This window comes from Micromonospora sp. WMMC264, from assembly GCF_027497275.1.
Classification (GTDB): Bacteria; Actinomycetota; Actinomycetes; order Mycobacteriales; family Micromonosporaceae; genus Micromonospora; species Micromonospora chalcea.
Genome location: NZ_CP114907.1, coordinates 2,491,315 through 2,513,839, shown reverse-complemented (window position 1 = coordinate 2,513,839; position 22,525 = coordinate 2,491,315). Strand labels below are relative to the sequence as shown.

Genomic DNA, 22,525 nt, shown 5'->3' with positions numbered 1-22,525 from the left:
CCGGGCGATCGTGGCCGGGCCGGCGGCGCCGGGTCAGCCGTTGGCCGGCTTGAGGTGCAGCACCACGTCCACCGCGTTGGGCTGGGTGGGCTGGAGAGCGCCGTACGGGTTCGAGTCGTCCGGCCAGCCGACCCAGTTCTTCGTGCTGTACGCGCCGCCGATGTTGTCCGCGCCGACCGGGATCATCGGCATCTGCTCGACGAAGATCTTCTGCAGGGTCGCCAGTGCGGTGGCGCGGGTGGCGTCGTCGGTGGCGTTGGCGTACGACACCAGCGCGTCGGTGGCCTCCTTGCTGTCGAACCGGCCGAAGTTGCCCGCCGGGGAGGCGGTGCCGATCGGCTTGAGCACACGGCCGTCCATGATGGTCCGGTAGATGTCGTACGGCGTGGCGCCGCTCTCGGTCCACCGGAACGTGGCCTCGAAGTTGCCCTGCTCGACGTTGCGGAACCAGGCGTCCTGGTTGGCCTTGTCGATGGTCGCCGCGATGCCGATCTTCGCCAGGTTGCCCTTCACGATCTCCAGGCTGGTCTGGTAGTCCGACCAGCCGGCCGGGTCGGTCAGCCGGATCGTGACCGCCTTGCCGCTGCGGTCCTTCAGCGTGTTGCCGTCCAGCTTGTAGCCGGCGCCGGTGAGCAGCGCCTTGGCGCCCTCGACGTCGACCTTGTGCTCCTGGCCCTTGTACTCGGGCGCGATGAACGAGTCACCGGCCGGACTGGGCAGGCCGGTCACGCTCTTGACCTCGGGGTGGAAGTAGCCGGCCTCGGCGGTGGTGAAGATGTCCGCGCGGTCGATCACCATGTTCATGGCCTTGCGCAGCGTCGGGTCGTCGAACGGCTTCTTCGTGGTGTTCAGGTAGAGACCGTGGATGCCGAGCACCGGGGGCGCCCACATCTTGTGGTTCTTCTGGTCCTTGGCCACGAACACGGTCTGGTAGTTCGGGATGAAGACGAAGCTCCACTCCGCCTCGCCGTTGGCCAGCGCGGTGGTCTGCGCGCTGTTGTCGGTGTACGAGGTGTACCGCAGCTCCTTCACCTTCGGCAGGTCCTGCCAGTAGCCGCTCTCGCGCACCGCCAGCGTCATGCTCGCCGGGGTGAACGACTTGAGCGTGTACGGGCCGCTGCCGACCGGCTGCTTCACCGGGTCGCTGGCCGGGTCGGCGATCTTCTCCCACAGGTGCTTGGGCACGATCGGCACCCGCCACAGCACCTTCTGCTGGTTGACGAACTGCGGGCTGGCCATCGAGATGGTGACCTCGTTGCCGCTGGCGACGGCGTCGGTGTACGGCACGCCCTGGTCGTTGATGGCCGGGAACTTCTTCACCAGGTTGTAGGTGAACGCGACGTCCTCGGCGGTGACCTTCTGCCCGTCCGACCAGGTCGCGTTCTCGCGGATGGTCACCTTCACCGACTTGTAGTCCGACGACCACTCGGCCTTGGTGGCCAGCCACGGCTTGAACGGCTCGGCCGGCTTCACCGGGTTCCACATCATCAGCGGCTCGTAGATCTGCCACCGGTAACCCAGCGAGGCGGCGGCCGAGGTGGTGAGGAACGGGTTGTTGTTCTCGGCCTGCGGGCCGTTGGGCATGCCGACGCTCAGCACCGTCGCGGCCTGGCCGCTCTTCTTGTTCGCGTTCGGGCTGTCGCCGCACGCGGCGGCGGTGGTGACCATCGCGCCGGCCAGCGCGAGGGCGAGGAGTTGCCGTCTTCTCATGGAGGTCTCCCTCGGTGGTCCCGCATTCCTCGGGCGGGATGTGGTGGATGGAGGGTGTGCGGTGGAGCCACCGGCGGGCGGGCCCGCCGGCGTGGTCGCCGGGTACGGCGGGGTGGGTCAGGTGACGCCGGTCGAGTCGCGGGTGGTGAAGCCGGTGGGGATGACGGTCGGGCCCTCCGGCAGCGGGGTGCCGGCGAGGTGGGCGATGAGCAGCCGGGCGGCGGCCGTACCCATCTCCCGCAGCGGTTGGCGCACGGAGCTCAGCGGCGGGTGGGTGTGCCCGGCCAGCGGCAGGTCGTCGAAGCCGACCACCGCGACATCCTGCGGGACGCGCCGCCCGGCGTCGCGCAGCGCCTGCAGCGCGCCGGCGGCCGACAGGTCGTTGTGGGCGAAGACGGCGTCGAAGGGTACGCCGTCGGCGAGCAGCCGCCGCACCGCCGCGCGCCCGCACTCGAACGTGAAGTCGCCCTCCACCACCCGGCCCGGGTCGATCGCCAGGCCGGCTTCGGCGTAGGCGCCGGCGAACCCGGCGAGCCGTTCCCGGGTGCAGCCGAACCGGCGCAGGCCGGTGACGACGAGCGGCCGCCGCCGTCCGAGCGCCAGCAGGTGCGTCGCGGCGGCCCGCGCCCCGGCTTCGTTCGTGGTGCGCACGGACGGGAAGCCGGGTTGGTGTCCCCGGTCGTCGATGAGGATGACCGGCAGGCCGCGCCGGTGCAGCTCGGTGATGTAGTCGAGCGTCCCCTCTGGTTCGACCACGAGCAGCCCGTCGAACGACTTGGCCGACACCTGGGAGGCGAAGCGGCGCATCGACTCGTCGCCGTGGGTGCAGGTGAACAGCAGCATGCCGTAGCCGGCGGCCTCGACCACGTCGGCCGCGCCCTGGAGCACCTCGCCCATCCAGGGCCAGGTCAGCGCCGGCACCAGCATGCCGACCACCCGGGTACGCCCGCGGGCCAGCCCGACCGCGCGGGCGCTCGGCACGTACCCGAGGTCGTTGATCACGGCGCGGACCCGGTCGGCGGTGCGCAGGTGCACCTCGCCCTTGCCGTTCAGCACCCGGGACACCGTCGTCTTGCTCACCCCGGCGCGGGCGGCGACGTCGGCGATCGTGATCGGCACGTGGCGCTCCCGGGTCGAAGGGATGAGCGGGATGTTTCGGAACCGGTTGCGGAAGCGGTTCCGTGGCAGTCAACCCAAGTGGCGCGGGTCACGTCAATCACAGATGGGTAACGATGTATAGCTAAGTTCGAGCCGTGAAAAAAGCGCCCGGGCTGCGTCTGCGCCGATCCGCGCGATGAGCAGGGTCGATGCCTTCCGGCCCGATAGCGCCTGGTCCGAAGTGGAGGTTCAGGGGCGGGCGTACACGTCGCCGGAGTTGGCCTCGTCCGGCAGCGTCCCCAGGTACGCGGCCACCTCGGCGGCCGGCCGCCAGCCCGGCAGCGCGAACGTCGTCTCGTCACCGATCGCCACGGTGAAGCGGGTGAACCCCAGCGCGGTGAGCCGGTCCAGGCAGCGTGCCGCCGCCACCCGGGCGATGGTGGTGAACTCGAACGACAGCGCCGGGACCGGCCGGCTCAGCCCGGCCAGCACGGCGTCCTCGAAGCCCTCCACGTCGATCTTCACGAACGCCGGCACGCCGTACGCGGCCATCAGCGCGTCGAGCGTGGTGCCGGGCACCACGATCTGCGCGTCCCAGGTCTCGCCCGCCCAGCCGGGCGCGCCGTCGGCGGCGCGGACGAACCCGGGGGAGGCGGTGGAGACCGTCGGGTTGGCCGAGTTCACGTGCAGTCGCACCGGCCCGGCGGTACGCCCGCACGCCGCCTCGACCACAGTCACCTGTTCGTCGCCCGCGTACAGCTCGCGCAGCGCCCGCGCGCACAGCGGCTGCGGCTCGACCGCCACCACCGTCGCGCCGAGCCGGCGGAAGCTGCCGAGCCGGTCGCCCACGTGCGCGCCGACGTCGAAGACCAGGTCACCGGCGTGCACGAGCGGGGCGTAGAACCGGTCGAGCGCGGCGTCGCGCGCCGGGTCGCCGTGGTAGAAGTCCAGCGACCGGCGCAGTCCCGACATCGCCGGGTCCGCCTTCAGCCTCTCGATCACCCCGTCCCGCACCCTCCCGACGCTAGCCAGCGAGGCGTTGGTGCGAGCCGCATTCGCATCCTTCGGCGGCCAGCGCCCGCCAACACCCCATCCTCCTAGGATGCTGTAGGGATGGTGAGCCCGGCCGCTCACCGCGAACGGGGAACTGGCCGCTGGCGCGCCTTCGGTGCTCGCGTTCGTTACCTGCGAGATCTTGGTACGAGACGGCCCTCGGAGGGGCGACTCCGCACCAAGATCTCCAACCCGTCTCGTGTTGCGGGACGCCGATCTCGGTTGCCGAGAACGTTGCGGTCGTCCTCGGGTGCGAACGTCAACTCGCCGCGTAACCGTCGCAGAGTGGAACGCCATGGGTGTCAAACAGGGCCGGAGACACCCATGGCGTTCCAGTGGCGGGTAGACCCCGCGTGGCGAGGAGGGGTTACGGGTTCTCGACGACCTCCTGGCCGAGCGGCCACAGCGACGCCGGGACCAGCTTGAAGTTCGCCACGCCGAACGGGATACCGATGATCGTCACGCAGAGCGCGACGCCGGCGAGGATGTGCGACAGGGCCAGCCACCAGCCGGCCAGCACCACCCAGAGCACGTTCGCCAGGCCGGAGGGAAGCCCGGCGCCCGGCTTGCGCACGATGGTGCGGCCGAACGGCCACAGCGAGTACGAGGCGAGCCGCAGCGAGGCGACGCCGAAGGGGATGGTGACGACCAGGACGAAGCAGACCAGGGCGGCGACGCCGTAGCCGAGGGCCAGGACGAAGCCGCCGCCGAAGACGAGCCACAGCAGGTTCAGCAGAAAGCGGATCACCACTCCATGGTCGCTCGTGCCCGCAAGCGCGCGCATATCGGCGCGAGCGGCGGGTAGAGGAGGGCGTGATCGAGCCCGAGCCGTCGTGCCTGTGACCCCTGTCGCTCCGGCGGCGCGCCGGGAGTTCCGGGAGTCGTACGAGCGGCTGCGCCGGTACTTCATCGTGGCGCTGCTGCACCGCGACTTCCTGGCCGGTCGCCTGCATCGCGCGGGCCCGGGCGCGGGAGGCCGCCGAGCAGGCCGGCCGGGCCCGGGCGGCGGGCCTCGGCTTCGATCATCAACCGGACTCCCGCGCTGGCCCAAACGACCGTTAAGCTTCGGTTGTGGGAACCGACGATCTGTACCCGGCCGGGCGACTCGCCGAGGCCCAGCGCGCCGCCGCAGCGGCGGGCCTGGATGCGCTGCTGCTCACCCCGGGCTCGGACCTGCGCTACCTGACCGGCTACGACGCCCGCGAGGGGGAGCGGCTGACCTGCCTGGTGCTGCCCGCCGAGGGTGAGCCGACGCTGATCGTGCCGGTGCTGGAGCGGCCGGACGCCGAGGCCGCGCCGGGCACCGGGTACCGGATCGTCGACCACGCCGACGGCGCCGACCCGTGGCCGCTGGTGCGCGCGGCGCTGCCCGGCCCGGTCCGCGCGGTGGGGCTGGCCGACCGGATGTGGGCGCAGCAGGTCCTCGCGCTGCGCGACGTGCTGCCCGGCGCGGCGCAGCGGCTCGCCTCCGACGTGCTGCGCGAGATGCGGATCCGCAAGTCGCCGGCCGAGGTGGCGGCGCTGGCCGAGGCGGGCGCCGCGATCGACGCGGTGCACCTGCGGATGGCCGAGTGGCTGCGTCCCGGCCGCACCGAGCGGGAGGTCGCCGCCGACCTGGCCGCCGCGATCCGGGCCGCCGGGCACGCCACTGTCGACTTCGTCATCGTCGCCGCCGGCCCGAACGGCGCGAGCCCGCACCACGGTGTCTCGGACCGTCCGATCGGCGTCGGCGAGCCGGTGGTGGTCGACATCGGCGGCACCATGCCGTCGGGCTACCGCTCCGACTGCACCCGCACGTACGTGGCCGGTGGCCCGGCTCCGGCCGAGTTCGTGGACTACTACGCGGTGTTGTGGGAGGCGCAGCGCGCCGCCGTGGCCGCCGTCGCGCCGGGCGTGACCGCCGAGGCCCTCGACGCGGTCGCCCGCGACGTCATCACCGCCGCCGGTTTCGGCGACACCTTCCTGCACCGCACCGGTCACGGCATCGGCCTCGACGGCCACGAGGAGCCGTACGTGGTGACCGGCAACCCCCGGCCCCTCGAGGCCGGCATGGCTTTCTCGGTCGAACCCGGGATCTACCTCGCCGGGCGGCACGGCGCCCGGATCGAGGACATCGTCGTCTGCACGACGGACGGCGGGCAACGGCTCAACACCACCCCCACGGAGCTCATCGCGCTATGAACGTCGACCGGATCCTGCCCACCGACGAGGCCCACGACCTGCTGGACCTCGCCACCGAACTCGCCGACCGGGAGCTGGCCCCGGCCGCCGCCGGTTTCGAGACCCGCGCCGAGTTCCCCCGGGAGGTGCTGCGCACGCTGGGCCGCGCCGGGCTGCTCGGCCTGCCGTACGCCGAGGAGCACGGCGGCGCCGCCCAGCCGTACGAGGTGTACCTGCAGGTGCTGGAGATCCTCGCCAGCCGGTGGCTGGCAGTGGCCGAGGCGGTCAGCGTGCACACGCTGTCCTGCTATCCGGTGGCCCAGTTCGGCACCGACGAGCAGCGCAAACTGCTGCCGGACATGATCGGTGGGGAGCTGCTCGGGGCGTACTGTCTCTCCGAGCCGCAGGGTGGTTCGGACGCGGCGGCCCTGACCACGCGGGCGGTGCGCGACGGCGACGAGTACGTGGTCACCGGCACCAAGGCGTGGATCACGCACGCCCGGGTCGCCGACTTCTACAACATCTTCTGCCGCACCGGCGGCCCCGGCCCGAAGGGCATCTCCTGCCTGCTGGCCGACCGGGCCACGCCGGGCATCCACCCGCAGGCCGCCGAGCGCACCATGGGCCTGCACGCCTCCCCGATCGCGCAGATCGCGTTCGACGACGCCCGGGTGCCGGCGGAGCGGCTGATCGGCGGCGAGGGCGCCGGGTTCACCATCGCCATGTCGGCGCTGGACTCCGGCCGGCTGGGCATCGCCGCGTGCGCGGTGGGCCTGGCCCAGGGCGCGCTCGACTACGCGGTCGGCTACGCCCGGGAGCGGCGCCAGTTCGGCCGCGCGATCATCGACTTCCAGGGGCTCGGGTTCAACCTGGCCGACGCCGCCACCCAGATCTCCGCCGCGCGGGCGCTCACCCTTGCGGCCGCGCGGCTGCGCGACGCGGGCCGCCCGTACTCGATCGAGGCGGCGAAGGCGAAGCTGTTCGCCACCGACATGGCGATGCGGGTGACCACCGACGCGGTGCAGGTGCTCGGCGGCGCCGGGTACGTCGCCGACCACCCGGTCGAGCGGTACATGCGTGAGGCGAAGGTGCTGCAGATCGTGGAGGGCACCAACCAGATCCAGCGGCTGGTGATCTCGCGCGCGCTGGCCAAGGGCTAGCCTGTCGCGGTGACCTTCCCCCGGATCACCGCCGACCCCGACGTCATGGGGGGTGCGCCCTGCGTGCGGCAGTCGCGCATCCCCGTGGCCACCCTGCTGGCCATGATGGCCGAGGGCATGTCCGTCACGGACATCCTCACCGACCTGCCGTTCCTGGACGAGGAGGACATGGCGGAGGTCCTGAACTACGCCGCGGACGCGGTACGCGACCGGACGGCGCGCTGAGCGTCACCACGGCGGGCCGGGTGCGGCGGGAGAGCGTTTTACCGGCTACTGTGCAGCGCGTGGAGGAGATCGACCGCGCCATCGTCGCCGCGCTGACCGGGGACGGTCGGCTGTCGTACACGGACCTGGCCGAGCGGGTGGGCCTGTCGGTGTCGGCCGTGCACCAGCGGGTCCGCCGGCTGGAGCAGCGCGGGGTGATCAAGGGGTACGCCGCGCGGGTGTCGTTCGAGGCGCTGGACCTGCCGCTGACCGCGTTCGTGGCGATCCGGCCGTTCGACCCGTCCCAGCCGGACGACGCGCCGGAGCGGCTCGCCCACCTGCCCGAGATCGACTCGTGCTACTCGGTGGCGGGGGAGGACTTCTATCTCCTGCTGGTGCGGGTGGCCGGCCCGGCCGACCTGGAGCGGGTGCTGCAGGAGATCCGCACCTCGGCGAACGTCACCACGCGCACCACTGTGGTGCTGTCGACGCCGTACGAGAACAGGCCGCCGAAGATCAGTGGCGAGCTGACCGGCCGGGGTCGTCCGCGCCCGTCGGCGGAGCCGGCAGGTTCCACCGCCTGATCACCCGCCGGCCGTGCTCGTGCCCGAGCACGCTGAGCGTGGCGGTGTCCAGCCGCAGCAGCCCGCCGGCCGACGGCGGGAGCCCGATCCAGCGTGCCCCGAGCACCCGCAGGCTGTGGCCGTGCCCGACCAGCGCCACGTCGCCCTGCTCCAGCAGCGGCGCGACCCGGTCCAGCACGCGGTCCAGGCGGGCGCCCACCTGTTCCGGTGACTCCCCGCCGGGGCCGCCGTCGGTCCAGATCGACCAGCCGGGCCGCTCGGTCTGGATGTCCGCGCTGGTGCGTCCCTCGTACTCGCCGTAGTGCCATTCGGCGAGATCGGGCTCGATCGCGTCGACGGCGAGCCCGGCCAGAGCGGCGGTGCGGGTGGCGCGCTGCCGGGGGCTGGACAGCACCCGGGCGAAGCGCCGGCCGGCGAGCAGGGGAGCCAGCGCGCGGGCCTGCCGCTCGCCGTCGGCTGTCAGCTCCAGGTCGGTGTACGAGGTGTGCCGGTGGGCGGCGCTCCAGGTCGTCTCGCCGTGCCGGATCAGCAGGATCTCGTTCACCGGCCCAGTCAACCACGGTGGGTCGGCGTCGGCCGGGCGTCCAGCCTTCAACCTATTGTCCTAGGACGCATTACGCGATGTGCGCAGCACAACAGCGTTTCACCCGACAGTCACCGGGGACGCGACAAGGGCAACGCTCAGCCGGAACGAGGAGGGCGACATGAGCTTCACCGACAAGGCGAAGAACAAGGCCCAGGAGATGAGCGGAATGGCCAAGGAGCGGATCGGCGACGTGACCGACAACGAGCGGTTGCGGGCCGAGGGCGCCTCCGAGCAGAGCGCGGCCCGGGCCCGGCAGGCCGGGGAGCACGCCAAGCAGGCGGGCCGCGACGTCAAGGACGCCTTCAACAAGTGAGTACGCGGAACGGCGGGCCACCTCTGCGATGAGGTGGCCCGCCGTTCGGGTGTCCGGGGTCAGTCGTCGCGGTGGGCGAGCCACCAGGCCTGGCCGGCCTCGGGCAGCGTGTCGATCGGGTCGTAGTAGGCGTAGCGCTTGTTCAGCGCCTCCAGGTCGGCCGACTCGATCGAGGTGCGGTAGTTCTTCGTCCAGTACGAGATGCCGCGCTCACGGTCGTAGTCGGTGAGCATGTGCACCCACCGCTTGCCGACGAACGGCACGTCGCAGACGATCCGCGGGGTGGCGTAGCCGGGCAGGTAGCCCATGATGTCGTGCTGGAGCTGCTGGGCGTGCCACACCGGGACCCGCCAGTGCTCGGCGTTGGGGATCATGTCGCACATGTAGAAGTAGTACGGCAGGATGCCCGCCTCGCCCTGCAGCGCGAAGCACAGGTCGAGCAGGTCGGCGCTGGTGGCGTTGACGCCGCGCATGAGCACGCCCTGGTTGCGCACGTCGCGTACGCCGACGTCGAGCGCGGTCTGAGCGGCCTTGGCGACCAGCGGGGTCAGCGACTGGGCGTGGTTGACGTGGGTGTGGATGGCCAGGTTGACGCCGCGGCGGGCGGCGGTGCGGGCGACCCGTTCCAGGCCCTCGACCACGTCGGGCTGGAGCCAGTGCTGGGGCAGGCCCATGAGCGCCTTGGTGGCGAGCCGGATGTCGCGGATCGTCTCGATCTCCAGCAGGCGCATCAGGTACGACTCGAGGTTGCGCCACGGCACGTTGGCGACGTCGCCGCCGGAGACGACCACGTCGCGTACGCCGGGGTGGGCCTTGAGGTAGGTGATGTGGGCGTCGTAGCGGTCGACGGGCTTGAGGGTGAGCTTGAGCTTGTCGACGGCGGGGGTGGAGTTGCCGACGAGGTCCATGCGGGTGCAGTGGCCGCAGTACTGCGGGCAGGTGGAGAGCAGTTCGGCGAGGACCTTGGTGGGGTAGCGGTGGGTGAGGCCCTCGGCGACCCACATGTCGTGTTCGTGGAGGCTGTCGCGGCTGGCGTACGGGTGCGACGGCCAGTCGGTGCGGCGGTCGGAGGCGACCGGGATCATGTAGCGGCGGATCGGGTCGGCGAGCAGCGCCTCGGTGCTCATCGGCTCAAACGGCACCATGGTGTTGAGCATCTGCGGCGGCACCAGCATGGACATGGTGGCCAGGGCCTTCTGGTCGGCCTCCAGGTCGGCGTAGAAGGTCTCGTCGACGGTGTCGCCGAGGACGGCGCGCAGCTGCTTGATGTTCTTGACGCAGTTGACCCGCTGCCACTGGGCGCTCTCCCACTGGTCGCGGGTGACGTGGCGCCAGCCGGGGAAGCGGGTCCAGTCGGGTTCGACGAGGGGCGCGCGGCGGTATTCGTAGGGCTGTCCGGCGGCTGGGACGGCGGCCGGCGCGTGGCGGGGCGTCGGGATGGTCTCCACCGGTTGGGTCTGGGTCACGGCCCCTCCTCGTCAGTGTGCGGGTTGATCAACGGATGCGTAGGCTACTGGAAAATCTGCGGTGAAGAAATTAGTCTGCCGTAAGTTTTCCCGCGATGCGAGTCCTGACCAGGGGTTCGGGCGGCTGGACATAGGGGGTCGGCGTGACGTCACCGGTGGGACTGCACCGAGTCGTGGAACCGGCGGGGGTGCTCCCGCAGGCGGCCTGGCGGCTGGACCCGGACCCGCGGATCGCGGCGAACGAGGTGCGGATCCGGGTCGAGCGGCTGAACCTGGACGCGGCGAGCTTCCGGCAGCTGGCGGAGAAGCACGGCGGCGACGGGGAGAAGGTCCGCGCCGAGGTGCTGGAGATCGTGTCGACCCGGGGGAAGATGCAGAACCCGGTGACCGGTTCCGGCGGGATGCTGATCGGCACCGTCGAGGAGGCGGGCCGCCGGTCGCCGCTGGGGCTGAAGCCGGGCGACCGGGTGGCGACGCTCGTGTCGCTGACGCTGACGCCGCTGACGATCCTCGACGGGCTGGCCCGCTGGGACGGGCGCAGCGAGCAGGTGCCGTGCGACGGGTACGCGATCCTGTTCGCCCGGTCGATCGCGGCGGTGCTGCCGGCGGACCTGCACCCCGAGTTGTCCCTCGCCGTGCTGGACGTGTGCGGGGCGCCGGCGCTCACCGCGCGGGTGGTGGCCGAGCAGGTGGCGCGGCGCTCACGTGAGGGTGATCCGCGTCCGGTGTCGGTGGCGGTGATCGGTGGGGCCGGCAAGAGCGGGTCGCTGTCGCTGGCGGCGGCGCGGCGGGCGGGCGCCGCCCGTACCGTCGGGGTGGTTCCGGTGGCCGCGGAGCGGGACGCGCTGGCGGCGGCCGGGCTGGCCGACGTGGTGGCGCTGGCCGACGCGCGGGATCCGGTGGGGCTGTCGACGGCGGTGACGACGGCGCTGGGGGTGCCGGCGGACGTGACTGTGGTGTGCGTGGACGTGCCGGGGTGTGAGCACGGCGCGGTGCTGGCCACGGCGGACGGCGGTACGGTGATCTTCTTCTCGATGGCGACGAGCTTCGCGGCGGCGGCGCTTGGTGCGGAGGGCCTGGCGGCGGACGTGACGATGCTGGTGGGCAACGGGTACGTGCCGGGGCACGCGGCGCTGGCGCTGGATTTGTTGCGGACCGAGCCGGGGGTGCGCGGTCTGTTCGAGGCGCGTCTGGCGGCAGACTGAGACCATGACGAACCCCTCGACGCTGTATCGCGGTGGAGTGCTGCACTGTCCGGCCGACCCGAGCGCGACGGCGCTGCTGGTGCGGGACGGGCGGATCGCCTGGTTGGGCACGGACGCGGAGGCGCCGCGGGCGGACCGGGTGGTGGAGCTGGGCGGTGCGCTGGTGACGCCGGCGTTCGTGGACGCGCACGTGCACGCGACTGATACCGGGTTGGCGTTGTCGGGGCTGGATCTGTCGGCGGTGCGGTCGGCGGGTGGGCTGCTGGAGGCGGTGTCGGCGTTCGCGGCGGGTCTGCCGGGTGACGCGGTGGTGCTGGGGCACGGCTGGGACGAGTCGGGCTGGGCGGATCCGGTGTTGCCGGATGCGGCGGCGCTGGACCGTGCTGCGGGTGGGCGGCGGGTGTATCTGTCGCAGGCGTCGATCCATTCGGCGCTGGTGTCGGCGGCGTTGCTGGCGGCGTGCCCGGAGGTGGTGTCGGCGGCCGGGTACGAGGCGTCGGGGTGGTTGCGGCGCGACGCGCACCATGTGGTGCGGGCGGCGGCGTTCGCGTCGGTTTCGCGGGCGCAGCGGGTGGCGGCGCAGCGGCGGGCGCTGGCGCACGCGGCGTCGCTGGGTGTCGCGGCGGTGCACGAGTGCGGTGGGCCGGACATTTCCGACGAGGAGGACTTCACCGGGCTGCTGGCGATCTCGGGGGCCGGGGTGCCGGAGGTGTACGGGTACTGGGGTGAGCTGCTGGGTGCGGCGAAGGCCCGGGAGCTGGGCGCGGTGGGTGCGGGTGGTGACCTGTTTGCCGACGGGGCGCTGGGGTCGCGGACGGCGCACGTGTCGGCGGCGTACCTGGACGGTGAGGCGGGGGCGTGCGGGCACGGGTACGTGTCGGCGGAGCAGGTCCGTGATCATCTGCTGGACTGTGCGGCGCACGGCTTGCAGGGCGGGTTCCACGCGATCGGGGACGCGGCGATCGGCACGGTGCTGGAGGGTTTCGGGCTGGCGGCGCGGTCGCTGGGTGTGGACCGGTTGCGGGCGGCGCGGCACCGGGTGGAGCACGCGGAGATCATGAGCAAGGCGTTGATCGCCGGGTTCGTGGAGTACGGGATCGTGGCGTCGATGCAGCCGGCGTTCGACAGGTTGTGGGGCGGCGCGGGCCGGATGTACGAGTCGCGGCTGGGGTTGGCGCGGTCGCTGGAGTCGAATCCGATGGGCGCTATGCACGGGGTCGGGGTGGCGCTGGCGTTCGGGTCGGACTCGCCGGTGACGCCGCTGGATCCGTGGGGTTCGGTGCGGGCGGCGGCGGCGCACCACAACCCGGCGCAGCGGATGAGTGTGCGGGCGGCGTTCGCGGCGCACACGCGCGGCGGGTGGCGGGCGGTGCACCTGGACAACGAGGGTGTGCTGGCGTTGGGGGCGCCGGCGACGTTCGCGGTGTGGGACACCCCGGCGGGCGTGGAGCGGGGGCTTCCGGTGGTGCTGGCCGAGGATCCGGAGTTGCGGGGCGCGGATGATCCGACGCCGCTGCCGGTGTGCCGGACCACTGTGTTGCGCGGTGACGTGATCTATCAGGAAGGGTCTTCGTGACAGGCAAGCTTGGGCTGGATCCGGCGTTGGTGGCGCGGGCGCGGGAGTTGGCGCGCCGGGCCGGGCAGCCGGTGGTGGATCTGGCGCGTAGCCACACCACGGTGTCGGTGGAGCGGGCGGTGCTGCGGCTGGCCGGGGTGACCGGCGCGGACCCGGACGGCATTCCGTGGGTGAACCGGCTGGTCGACGCGGTGGTCGCGGACGTCGGGTTGGGGCACGGGGTGGCGGCGCCGGTGTTCGACGCGCTGGCGCGTGAGGGCATCGCCGATGTGACGTTGCTGGCGCAGAAGGCGGCGGCCGGGTCGGTGCGGTTCGCGCAGCCGTCGGGGAAGGCGGCGACGGCGGCGCGGCGGGCGTCGCGCAAGGCGGTCGCGGCGGGGATCCGCAGCATCGACCGGCGGCGTGCGGAGCGGGACCGCTTGGTGAAGCGGTTCGGGGATCCGGCGCGTCGGCCGTGGATCTACCTGATCGTGGCCACGGGTGACATCTACGAGGACATTCCGCAGGCGCAGGCGGCGGCGCGGGCCGGCGCCGATGTGATCGCGGTGATCCGGTCGACGGGGCAGTCGCTGCTGGACTACGTGCCGGAGGGGGCGACCCGGGAGGGGTTCGCGGGCACGTACGCGACGCAGGAGAACTTCCGGCTGATGCGGGCGGCGCTGGACGAGACGTCCAAGGAGCTGGGCCGGTACGTGCGGTTGACGAACTACGCGTCGGGTCTGTGCATGCCGGAGATGGCGACGCTGGCCGGCCTGGAGCGGCTGGACATGATGCTCAACGACTCGATGTACGGGATTCTGTTCCGTGACATCAACCCGATCCGCACGTTCGTGGACCAGCGGTTCTCGCGGCAGGTGCACGCGCGGGCGGGGATCATCATCAACACCGGTGAGGACAACTACCTGACCACCGCTGACGCGGTGGACGAGGCGCACACGGTGACGGTGTCGCAGCTGCTGAACGAGTTCTTCGCGCACGAGGCGGGGCTGGCGGACTGGCAGCTGGGGCTGGGGCACGCGTTCGAGATCAACCCGGACGTGCCGGAGTCGTTCCGGTTGGAGTTGGCGCACGCGCTGCTGGCGCGGGAGTTGTTCCCGGACGCGCCGTTGAAGTGGATGCCGCCGACGAAGCACATGACCGGTGACGTGTTCCGGGGCAACCTGCTGGACGGGTTCTTCAACCTGGTGGGCACGATGACCGGGCAGGGGATTCTGCTGGTGGGGATGATGACCGAGGCGGTGGTGACGCCGTGGCTGTCGGACCGGGACATCGCGCTGCAGAACGTGCGGTACGTGCTGGGCGCGGCGGGCGGGTTGCACGAGGACTTCGTGCCGGCGCCGGGCGGGTTCATCCAGGCGCGGGCGCACCGGGTGCTCGGTGAGGCGGTGGATCTGCTGGAGCGCATCGGGGACCAGTCGTTGCTGACGGCGATCGCCGAGGGCACGTTCGGGATCATGAAGCGGCCGGCGGACCGCGGGAAGGGCCTGGACGGCGTGGCCCGGCACGAGGCGGACTACTACAACCCGGCCACGGAGATCCTGGAGCAGCCCCATGAGTGAGAAGACGGTTGTGCGGCCGTACGGGGACACCACCGGTGACGGCATGGTGCAGGTGTCGTTCACGTTGCCGGTGCCGCACGACAAGCGGGCCGAGGGCGCGGCGGTGCAGCTGGCGAACAAGATGGGCATGGACCCGGCGATGCTGGTGCACGCCAAACCGATCGGTGACGGGTTCACGTTCTTCGTGGTGTACGGGCGGGTGAACCACCTGGTGGACCTGGCGAAGGTGCAGGTGGTGGAGCGTGACTATCCGCTGCTGTCGGCCAAGGAGGTCAACGCGGTGGTGAAGCGGCGGCTGCGCCGCAAGCTGTCGGTGGTGGGCGCCTGCATCGGCACGGACGCGCACACCGTGGGCATCGACGCGATCCTCAACGTCAAGGGCATCGCCGGGGAGAAGGGCCTGGAGTACTACCGGGAGCTGAAGGTCACGAACCTGGGCGCGCAGGTGAGCGTGCCGGAACTGGTCGAGGCGGCCCGGCGGGAGCGCGCCGACGCGGTGCTGGTGTCGCAGGTGGTGACGCAGCGCGACGCGCATCTGCACAACACGCGGGAGATGTCGGCGGCGTTCCGGGAGGCGATGCCGGCCGGGCGCCGGCCGCTGCTGATCGTCGGTGGGCCGCGGTTCGACGAGACGATGACCGGCGAGCTGGGCGTGGACCGGATCTTCGGGCGTGGCACCACTCCGGGCGAGGTGGCCAGTTACCTCGTCCACGCTTTGATCACCTCCAGGAAGGCGAACGTCGCATGAGCGATCCGCGTGTCGGTCTGACAGTCACCCACCGCCGGTACGTGCCGTACTCCCACGCCCACTACGCGGGGAACCTGGTCGACGGGGCGTACGCGCTGGGGTTGTTCGGGGACGTGGCGACCGAGGTGTGCATCCGTACCGACGGTGACGAGGGGTTGTTCGCCTCGTACGCGGACGTGCAGTTCCGGGCGCCGATGAAGGCCGGTGACGTGCTGGAGGTGACGGCGACGGTGACCCGGGTGGGTACCCGCAGCCGCACGATCGACTTCGCCGCGACGGTGGTGTGCCGGGGCCGCCCGGACAAGGGCGAGTCGGCCGCCGAGGTGCTCGACGAGCCGATCGTGGCGGTCACCGCGACCGGCACGGTGGTCGTGCCACAACGGCCGTGAGCGCCGTCGTCTGCGCCGACGTGGGGTCGACGTACACGAAGGCCGCGGTGGTGGACCTCGACGGCGGCCGGCTGGTCGCGGCGGCGTCGGCGCCCACCACTGTGGGCACTGATGTGCTGCACGGCCTGGACGCCGCGGTCGGCGCGGCCACCGCGTCGGCCGGGGTCGCTGAGGCGCCCTGGTACGTGTGTTCGTCGGCCGGGGGTGGGCTGCGCCTGGCGGTGGTGGGTTACGAGCCCCTCGTCACCGCTCAGGCGGGCCGGCGGGTCGGTCTGTCGGCGGGCGCGAACGTGGTGCACGTGGCGGCGGGACGGTTGTCCGGGGCGGACGTGGCGGCGTTGCGGGCGGCCCGCCCGGACGTGGTGCTGCTCGTCGGCGGCACCGACGGCGGCGATGCCGAGACGGTGACGCACAACGCGACGCGGCTGGCGAAGGCCCGCTTGCGGGTGCCGGTGGTCCTGGCGGGCAACGCCGACGTGCGCGACGAGCTGCACGCGCTGCTGGCCGGCGCGGGGGTGCCGGTGACGGTGGCGGACAACGTGCTGCCGCGCATCGGGGTGCTGGAGCCGTCGTCGGCGCGGGCGGCGATCCGGGAGGTGTTCCTGCGGCACGTCATCGGCGGCAAGAAGCTGTCCCGGGGTACGCGGTTCGCGCGGCTGGTCCGCGCCGCCACCCCCGACGCGGTGCTGACCGGCGTGGAGGTCCTCGCCGGGACGCTCGGCGGTGACCTCGCGGTGGTGGACGTGGGTGGCGCGACCACCGACGTGTACTCGGTGCTCACCCCCGACGAGCGGGACAGCGGCCCGAGCCAGGAGGTGGCGGGGACGCTGTGGCGGGCCCGCACCGTCGAAGGTGACCTGGGCATGCGGTGGAGCGCGCCGGGTGTGGTGCGTGCCGCGGTCGAGGAGCGGCTGCTCGACGCGGCCGAGGAGGCGGATCTGGCGGCCGCGGCGGCGGTCCGGGCCGCCGACCCGGGGTTCCTGCCCGCCGGTGACGCCGACCGGGCCGTGGACCGGCGCATCGCGGCCCTCGCGGCGACGGTGGCGCTGCGGCGGCACGCGCGTGGGGCGGCGACGGGGGAGCGGGCCGGGCGGGACCTGCGGGAGGTGAAGCTGCTCGTCGGCTCCGGCGGGGTGCTGCGGCACGCCGACCCGGGTGACGCGGCGGCGGTGCTCGACGCGGTGCTCACCGACCACGCCGGCGGGTGGGCGTTGCCGCGGGCGGCCCGCCCGGTCGTCGACGTGGACTACGTGCTGGCCGCCGCCGGGTTGCTCGCCGACGATCATCCGGGTGCGGCGGCGGCGATGCTGCGGCACCACCTCGGCGCCTGAAGCAGGCTCAGGAATCGAGACGCGCCGACGCGACACGCCGTGTCGCAACACACGACAGGCCCGGGTGGGTTGACAGCGGCGGGGGTCTACGCCGTACCGTCTTTGAGTCCTACCACGGGAAGCGGCTGTTGTTCGCTTCGTCCCTTCGTCCGCTGGCCGAGCGACCGGAAGGTTGCGGCGGCCAGGTCCAGCGGGCGGGGGTCGGCGGGGCGGCGCGAACCGGCCGCGGTTACCGGTGTACGGGCAAGGTGAGAGGCACGGCCAGTAGACAACGGCCAGGCGGGGGCAGCCAGTCCACGTCGGGTCGGTCCGAAGGTCGGCGCTGATCGTCTTCGCCCCACCGGCCGGGAAGGGCCTGGGAGCATCGGGGCGCGGCTTCGGCCGCGCCCCGATTTCATCCCCCCGATGCTCCCCGTGTCAGCGGCCGAGCCGCCGGTAGCGGCGCACCGCCGCCGGTGCGGTCACCGCGATCAGCGCCAGCGGCCAGGCGACCGCCAGTTCCAGCGCGTGCCGGGCCGGCCACGAGTCCCCGCTCAGGCCCGGGTTGCCGAACAGGTCCCGGGCCGCCGCCACCGTCGCCGACAGCGGATTCCACGCGGCGATCGCGCCCAGCCAGTCCGGCATCAGCTCCGGCGCCACGAACACGTTGGACAGGGCGGTCAGCGGGAACGCCAGCGGGAACACCACCACCGCGACCGTGTCCGGGTTCGGCACGAGCAGCCCGAACAGGATGCCCACCCAGGTCATCGCGACGCGCAGCAGCAGGATCAGCGCCACCGCCGTCAGGGCCGGGCCGACTCCGTCGCGCCACTGCCAGCCCACCAGCAGCCCGCACACCACCAGCGTGGTCATCTCCAGGCACGCGCGTACCAGGTCGGCGCCGGCGCGGCCGGACAGCAGCGCCGAACGGGCCATCGGCAGTGACCGGAACCGGTCCACCACGCCCCGGCCGGCGTCCGCCGCGATCGCCGACGCGGTCGCGCCGAGCCCGTAGAGCATCGTCATCACGAACACGCCGGGCAGCAGGAACTCCCGGTAGTTGCCGCCGCCCGGCACGGACATGCCGCTGCCGAACACGTAGCCGAACACCAGCACGAACATGATCGGCAGGCTGAAGTAGATGATGATCTCCTCCGGGGCGCGGACCACGTGCCGCATGTTCCGGCCCGCCATCAGCCACCCGTCGGTCAGCGCCCTCACGACGCCACCTCCATCCGCTGCGCGTCGAACCGGCCGCCGGTCAGGCGCAGGAACGCCTCGTCCAGCGTCGGCCGGCGCACCAGCACGTCCTCCACCGCCACCCCGGCGTCCTCCAGGGTCCGCAGCACTGTCATGAGCACGGCGATCCGGTCGGCCACCGGCGCGTCGACGCGCCGCAGCTCCGCGTCCACCGTCACGGCCGCGCCGGTGGCGCGTTCCACCACCGCCGCCGCCGTGGGCAGGTCCGCCGCGTCGCGGACCATCAGCTCCAGCCGGTCCGCGCCGATGCGGGCCTTCAACCGCTCCGGGGTGCCCTCGGCCACGACCCGGCCGGAGTCGATGACGCACACCCGGTCGGCGAGGTGGTCGGCCTCCTGCAGGTACTGGGTGGTCAACAGCACGGTCGTGCCGTCGGCGACCAGTTCCCGCACCGCCGACCACAGACCGTTGCGGCTGCGCGGGTCCAGGCCGGTGGTCGGCTCGTCGAGGAACAGCACCCGCGGCGGCACCACCAGGCTGGCCGCCAGATCCAGGCGGCGGCGCATCCCACCGGAGTAGCCGCCCGCCGACCGGTCCGCCGCCTCGGTCAACCCGAACCGGTCCAGCAGCTCCTCGGCGCGGTCGCGGGCCCGGCGCGCGGACAGCCGCCGCAGCCGCCCGAACAGCACCAGGTTCTGCCGCCCGCTGAGCACCTCGTCGACCGCCGCGTACTGCCCGGTCAGGCTGATCGCCTCACGGACCCGGTCCGGTTCGGAGGCCACGTCGTACCCGGCCACCCGGGCCCGGCCGGCGTCGAACCGCAGCAGCGTGGTGAGGACCCGCACCGCAGTGGTCTTGCCCGCCCCGTTCGGGCCGAGCACCCCGTACACCGTGCCGGCCGGCACGGCCAGGTCGAAGCCGTCTAGGGCGGTGGTGCGGCCGTACCGTTTTCGTATCCCGTCGGCCAGTACGGCCGTCGTGTCGTCGCTCATGCCGGCAAGCGTCACCGCCGGCGCTGACCGGGCGCGCACCGCGCGCGCACCGGGCCGGTCATCGCCCGTCGACCAGCGCCAGCGCCCGCTGCCGGGGCAGGCCCGCGCCCCGGGCGTACGCGGTGGCGAACGCCGCCTCACCCAGGTGTTCCCGCAGCTCGACGGCGGTGGGTGTGCCGGCCGGGGCGTCGGCCGCGCCGGTGCCCGCCAGCAGCGCCGCCGCCGCGCCCAGCAGGCGGGCCGCCGACTCGGGGTCGCCGTCGCGCAGCAGCGGCCCGGCCAGCCCGTCCGCGGCGGCGGCCACCACCGGCACGTCCCACACACCGACGCCGGCCGTGAGGACCTGCCGGTAGTAGGCGCGGGCCGTAGCCGGGTCGCCGGTGGCGTCGGCGAGCTGCCCGAGCGTCACCAGCGCCGCCAGCCGCACCACATCGGCGCCGAACCAGCCCGACGGGCACTGCGCGACCGCCCGTTCGCACAACGCCCGCGCCCGCCGCGGGTCGCCGTCGCGGCGGGCGATCCCCCCGAGCCCCAGGTACGCGGCTGCGACCAGCTCCGGCGCGCCGGCCGGACCGGCGATGCGCCGCACCCGCCGGAAGTCCTCGGCCGCGCCGGTCAGGTCACCGGCGGCGAGCCGCCCGTCGGCGCGGGTCCGCAGCAGCTCCGCCAGGTCCAGGGTGGAGCCGAGCTGCTCGGCCAGCTCCAGCGCCTCCGCCATCGGCGCGGCCGCCGACGCGACGTCACCGGTGCGGTAGGCCGCCTCGGCGCGGGTGGACAGCGTCACGATCATGCCCCAGCGGTCGTCGAGCGCCCGGAAACCGGCGAGCGCGCCGTCCAGGTCGGCGTGGGCCTGGGCGTGACGGCCGTGCAGCAGACCGACCATCGCGGTGCCCAGGCGGCCCAGCGCCCGGCTCCACGGGTCGGCGCCGAGCAGCCGGTCCCGGACGGCCCGCTCGTGCAGCGCCGCCGCGTCCTGCGGCGACGGGGGCCCGCTGGCCATGCCGGACAGGTAGAGCAGGAACGGATGCCGGGGCGGCCGGGCCATGGTCCACAGGATCCGCGACGCGGCGTCGACCTCGCTGCGTTCGCCGCCACCGGCGAGCGTGGCGATCAGCAAGGCCAGCGCGTATTCCTCGGCCAGGCCGTCGGGTGGGCCGTCGAGCCGGTCGACAAGCCGCCGGGCCGGCGCCGCGCCCTCCCCGCGCAGACCCCGCAGCCACCAGTAGAACGCCAGCGCCGCGACCAGCCGCAACCCGGTCGCGGTGTCGGCGCGCCGCAGCGCCGCGTGCAGGTCGTCGCGGGCGGCGTCGAGGCGGCGCAGCCACCGCTCCTGGCCGCCGCCGCGCAGGCCCGCGTCGCCGGCCTGCGCCAGACCCAGGAAGTACGCGGCGTGCGCGTCGCGGATCCGCCCGGTCTCGCCGTGCTCGGCCAGCCGGGCGGCGGTGAACTCGCGGATCGTCTCCAGCATCCGGTAGCGCCCGCCGGCCGCCTCCACCAGCGACTTGTCGACCAGGCCGGTGAGGGTGTCCAGGACGTCGCCGGCGTCCGGGCCGCACACCGCCTGCACCGCGGCCAGGTCGGCGGCGCCGGCGAACACGCTCATCCGGGCGGCCAGCCGCCGCTCCGGCTCGTCGAGCAGGTCCCAGCTCCACCCGACGACCGCCTCCAGCGTGCGGTGGCGGGGCGCGGCGGTGCGGTCGCCGCGGCGCAGCAGCCGGAACCGGTCGTCCAGGCGGGCCGCGACCTGCGCCACCGGCAGGGCCCGCAGCCGCGCCGCCGCCAGCTCCAGGGCCAGCGGCAGCCCGTCGAGGGTACGGCAGATCCGCAGCACCGCCGGGGTGGTGTCGGCGTCGAGCGTGAACCCGGGCGCCACGTCGGCGGCCCGGTCGGCGAACAGCCGCACCGCCGGGTACGCGGCCGCCGTCGCCGGTGCGCTCGGCGCGTCCGGGGCGGCCAGGCCACCGACCGGGCACAGTGCCTCACCGGTGAGGCCCAGCGGCTCCCGGCTGGTGGCCAGCACCCGCAGCCCGGGAGCGGCGGCGAGCAGCCGGGCGGCCAGCCGGGCCGCGTCGTCGATCACGTGCTCGCAGTTGTCCAGCACCAGCAGCAGACGCCGGCCGGCCAGCGCCGCCACCAGCCGGTCGGTGAGGTCCCGGGGCCCGCCCGGGGCGCGCAGCCCGGCGTCGCGCAGGTCCAGCGCGGTCAGCACCGCCGGCGCGACCGGCGAGCCGGGCGCGACAGCGGCCAGCTCTACCAGGCACACCGGCCCGTCGTGCCGGGACGCCGCGGTGGTGGCCAGCCGGGTCTTCCCGGCGCCGCCGGGGCCGTGCAACGTCACCAGCCGCGCCGAGGCCAGCAGCTCCTCGACGCGCCGCAACTCCCGTTCCCGGCCGACGAAGCTGGTCAGCGGGGCGGGCAGCCGCGCCGGCGGCGCGGGGTCGTCGCGCAGCAGCGTGGCGTGCAACGCGACCAGCTCCGCCGACGGGTCGGCGCCCAGCTCCTCGGCCAGCACGCGGCGCGCGTCGGCGTACGCGGCGAGGGCCTCGGCGCGGCTGCCCGCGCCGTGCAGGGCGCGCATCAGCAGCCCGTGCAGCCGCTCCCGCAGCGGATGCGCCGCCACCAGGGTCCGCAGCTCGGCGATCAGCGGCGCCCCGGACGGCGCGAGCGCCAGGTCCGCCTCGACCCGGTCCTCGATCGCCGCCAGGCGCAGCTCGCGCAGCCGGGCCGCCTCGGCGTCGGCGAACGGCGCCCCGGTGACATCCGCGAGGGGTTCGCCGCGCCACAGGTCCAGCGCGTCGCGCAGCAGCGCCGCCGCGCCGCGCGGATCGCCGTCGGCCAGCGCCGCCCGTCCCGCCCCGGCCAGCCGGGTGAACCGGTGCACATCCACCCGCTGCGGGTCGACGGCCAGCCGGTAACCGGCCGGACCGAACTCGATGCGCGCGCCGGGCAGCAGCCGCCGCAGCCGCGACACCTGCGACTGCAACGCGTTCGCGGCCTGCTCCGGCGGCCGGTCGCCGTAGACGCCGTCGATGAGCCGACGCGGCGGCACCGTGCGGTCGGCGTCGAGCAGCAGCAGCACCAGCAGGGCACGCAGCCGCTCCCCGGCGACCGGGAGCGCGCTGCCGTCGGCCGCGTACGCCTGGGTCGAGCCGAGCACACCGAACCGCATGGGCCCGATTGTCGCCTGTCGCCGGTACCGCCCACACTCCCCA

Annotated in this window: 20 protein-coding genes; 11 read left to right on the top strand and 9 right to left on the bottom strand. The window is 73.5% G+C overall.

Annotation, left to right across the window (positions count from 1 at the left end):
* Positions 1-33: 33 nt before the first annotated feature.
* From O7542_RS10630 to O7542_RS10615, 4 genes are all read right to left on the bottom strand, one after another.
* Positions 34-1,710, bottom strand: a complete 1,677-nt coding sequence (locus O7542_RS10630; RefSeq protein ID WP_104115738.1) for an ABC transporter substrate-binding protein — start codon at positions 1,708-1,710, stop codon at positions 34-36.
* 117 nt (positions 1,711-1,827) lie between these two features.
* The gene (locus tag O7542_RS10625; protein ID WP_043324146.1) at positions 1,828-2,829 is read right to left on the bottom strand and encodes a LacI family DNA-binding transcriptional regulator; all 1,002 of its coding nucleotides are present in this window, start codon (positions 2,827-2,829) and stop codon (positions 1,828-1,830) included.
* A gap of 228 nt (positions 2,830-3,057) precedes the next feature.
* On the bottom strand, positions 3,058-3,780 hold the full coding sequence (locus O7542_RS10620) for an FkbM family methyltransferase (protein ID WP_281606460.1): 723 nt from the start codon (positions 3,778-3,780) through the stop codon (positions 3,058-3,060).
* 448 nt (positions 3,781-4,228) lie between these two features.
* Positions 4,229-4,609, bottom strand: a complete 381-nt coding sequence (locus O7542_RS10615; RefSeq protein ID WP_281606121.1) for a YccF domain-containing protein — start codon at positions 4,607-4,609, stop codon at positions 4,229-4,231.
* 323 nt (positions 4,610-4,932) lie between these two features.
* Between O7542_RS10615 and O7542_RS10610 the strand changes: the two genes are divergently transcribed.
* The 4 genes from O7542_RS10610 to O7542_RS10595 are packed head-to-tail and all read left to right on the top strand — an operon-like array spanning position 4,933 to position 7,969.
* Positions 4,933-6,042: a Xaa-Pro peptidase family protein gene (locus O7542_RS10610; RefSeq protein WP_281606120.1), complete on the top strand. Its 1,110-nt coding sequence runs from the start codon at positions 4,933-4,935 to the stop codon at positions 6,040-6,042.
* Positions 6,039-7,181 (top strand): acyl-CoA dehydrogenase family protein, encoded by a 1,143-nt coding sequence (locus O7542_RS10605; protein ID WP_187693806.1) that lies wholly within the window; start codon positions 6,039-6,041, stop codon positions 7,179-7,181. The genes O7542_RS10610 and O7542_RS10605 overlap by 4 nt, the downstream gene beginning before the upstream one ends.
* Before the next feature lie 9 nt (positions 7,182-7,190).
* The gene (locus O7542_RS10600) at positions 7,191-7,406 is read left to right on the top strand and encodes a DUF433 domain-containing protein (protein WP_030502405.1); all 216 of its coding nucleotides are present in this window, start codon (positions 7,191-7,193) and stop codon (positions 7,404-7,406) included.
* A gap of 59 nt (positions 7,407-7,465) precedes the next feature.
* Complete coding sequence (locus O7542_RS10595; RefSeq protein WP_043330145.1) at positions 7,466-7,969, top strand: Lrp/AsnC family transcriptional regulator; 504 nt, start codon at positions 7,466-7,468, stop codon at positions 7,967-7,969.
* Here the strand turns inward: O7542_RS10595 and O7542_RS10590 are convergent.
* A complete protein-coding gene (locus O7542_RS10590; RefSeq protein WP_210870966.1) occupies positions 7,902-8,513 on the bottom strand; it encodes a histidine phosphatase family protein in 612 nt (203 codons plus the stop codon). The two genes, O7542_RS10595 and O7542_RS10590, sit on opposite strands and share 68 nt — an antisense overlap.
* Positions 8,514-8,673: 160 nt before the next feature.
* Here O7542_RS10590 and O7542_RS10585 point away from each other — a divergent pair, with 160 nt between their 5' ends.
* Positions 8,674-8,868 carry a CsbD family protein gene (locus O7542_RS10585; protein ID WP_043324133.1) on the top strand — a complete coding sequence of 65 codons (195 nt, stop codon included), beginning with the start codon at positions 8,674-8,676 and terminating at the stop codon, positions 8,866-8,868.
* 59 nt (positions 8,869-8,927) lie between these two features.
* On the opposite strand, the gene O7542_RS10580 is transcribed toward O7542_RS10585, so the two are convergent.
* On the bottom strand, positions 8,928-10,334 hold the full coding sequence (locus tag O7542_RS10580) for a lysine 2,3-aminomutase (RefSeq protein ID WP_104115743.1): 1,407 nt from the start codon (positions 10,332-10,334) through the stop codon (positions 8,928-8,930).
* Positions 10,335-10,477: 143 nt separating this feature from the next.
* Between O7542_RS10580 and O7542_RS10575 the strand changes: the two genes are divergently transcribed.
* The 6 genes from O7542_RS10575 to O7542_RS10550 are packed head-to-tail and all read left to right on the top strand — an operon-like array spanning position 10,478 to position 17,142.
* Complete coding sequence (locus tag O7542_RS10575; protein ID WP_064446002.1) at positions 10,478-11,539, top strand: hypothetical protein; 1,062 nt, start codon at positions 10,478-10,480, stop codon at positions 11,537-11,539.
* Between the two features lie 4 nt (positions 11,540-11,543).
* Complete coding sequence (locus tag O7542_RS10570) at positions 11,544-13,115, top strand: amidohydrolase family protein (RefSeq protein WP_281606119.1); 1,572 nt, start codon at positions 11,544-11,546, stop codon at positions 13,113-13,115.
* The gene (locus O7542_RS10565) at positions 13,112-14,674 is read left to right on the top strand and encodes a lysine 5,6-aminomutase subunit alpha (RefSeq protein ID WP_043324125.1); all 1,563 of its coding nucleotides are present in this window, start codon (positions 13,112-13,114) and stop codon (positions 14,672-14,674) included. Before O7542_RS10570 ends, O7542_RS10565 begins: the two co-directional genes overlap by 4 nt.
* Entirely contained in the window at positions 14,667-15,422 is a 756-nt protein-coding gene (locus O7542_RS10560) for an OAM dimerization domain-containing protein (protein ID WP_043324123.1), read from the top strand. Before O7542_RS10565 ends, O7542_RS10560 begins: the two co-directional genes overlap by 8 nt.
* Positions 15,419-15,811, top strand: a complete 393-nt coding sequence (locus O7542_RS10555; RefSeq protein ID WP_030502415.1) for a hotdog domain-containing protein — start codon at positions 15,419-15,421, stop codon at positions 15,809-15,811. The genes O7542_RS10560 and O7542_RS10555 overlap by 4 nt, the downstream gene beginning before the upstream one ends.
* The gene (locus O7542_RS10550; protein ID WP_281606118.1) at positions 15,808-17,142 is read left to right on the top strand and encodes a glutamate mutase L; all 1,335 of its coding nucleotides are present in this window, start codon (positions 15,808-15,810) and stop codon (positions 17,140-17,142) included. Before O7542_RS10555 ends, O7542_RS10550 begins: the two co-directional genes overlap by 4 nt.
* A 417-nt stretch (positions 17,143-17,559) precedes the next feature.
* Here O7542_RS10550 and O7542_RS10545 read toward each other — a convergent pair whose 3' ends face one another.
* From O7542_RS10545 to O7542_RS10535, 3 genes are read right to left on the bottom strand one after another with little or no spacing between them, the layout of a single operon-like run.
* Positions 17,560-18,342: an ABC transporter permease gene (locus tag O7542_RS10545; protein WP_140946602.1), complete on the bottom strand. Its 783-nt coding sequence runs from the start codon at positions 18,340-18,342 to the stop codon at positions 17,560-17,562.
* The gene (locus O7542_RS10540; protein WP_281606117.1) at positions 18,339-19,313 is read right to left on the bottom strand and encodes an ATP-binding cassette domain-containing protein; all 975 of its coding nucleotides are present in this window, start codon (positions 19,311-19,313) and stop codon (positions 18,339-18,341) included. The genes O7542_RS10545 and O7542_RS10540 overlap by 4 nt, the downstream gene beginning before the upstream one ends.
* 58 nt (positions 19,314-19,371) lie before the next feature.
* Positions 19,372-22,482 carry a BTAD domain-containing putative transcriptional regulator gene (locus tag O7542_RS10535; protein ID WP_281606116.1) on the bottom strand — a complete coding sequence of 1,037 codons (3,111 nt, stop codon included), beginning with the start codon at positions 22,480-22,482 and terminating at the stop codon, positions 19,372-19,374.
* Between the last annotated feature and the right edge of the window lie 43 nt (positions 22,483-22,525).

Bases quoted from the DNA above. Each gene is read 5' to 3' on its own strand.
- O7542_RS10585 (WP_043324133.1), top strand. From the start codon at position 8,674: ATGAGCTTCACCGACAAGGCGAAGAACAAGGCCCAGGAGATGAGCGGA.
- O7542_RS10620 (WP_281606460.1), bottom strand. From the start codon at position 3,780: ATGTCGGGACTGCGCCGGTCGCTGGACTTCTACCACGGCGACCCGGCG.
- O7542_RS10555 (WP_030502415.1), top strand. From the start codon at position 15,419: ATGAGCGATCCGCGTGTCGGTCTGACAGTCACCCACCGCCGGTACGTG.
- O7542_RS10535 (WP_281606116.1), bottom strand. From the start codon at position 22,482: ATGCGGTTCGGTGTGCTCGGCTCGACCCAGGCGTACGCGGCCGACGGC.
- O7542_RS10570 (WP_281606119.1), top strand. From the start codon at position 11,544: ATGACGAACCCCTCGACGCTGTATCGCGGTGGAGTGCTGCACTGTCCG.
- O7542_RS10605 (WP_187693806.1), top strand. From the start codon at position 6,039: ATGAACGTCGACCGGATCCTGCCCACCGACGAGGCCCACGACCTGCTG.
- O7542_RS10630 (WP_104115738.1), bottom strand. From the start codon at position 1,710: ATGAGAAGACGGCAACTCCTCGCCCTCGCGCTGGCCGGCGCGATGGTC.
- O7542_RS10540 (WP_281606117.1), bottom strand. From the start codon at position 19,313: ATGAGCGACGACACGACGGCCGTACTGGCCGACGGGATACGAAAACGG.
- O7542_RS10560 (WP_043324123.1), top strand. From the start codon at position 14,667: ATGAGTGAGAAGACGGTTGTGCGGCCGTACGGGGACACCACCGGTGAC.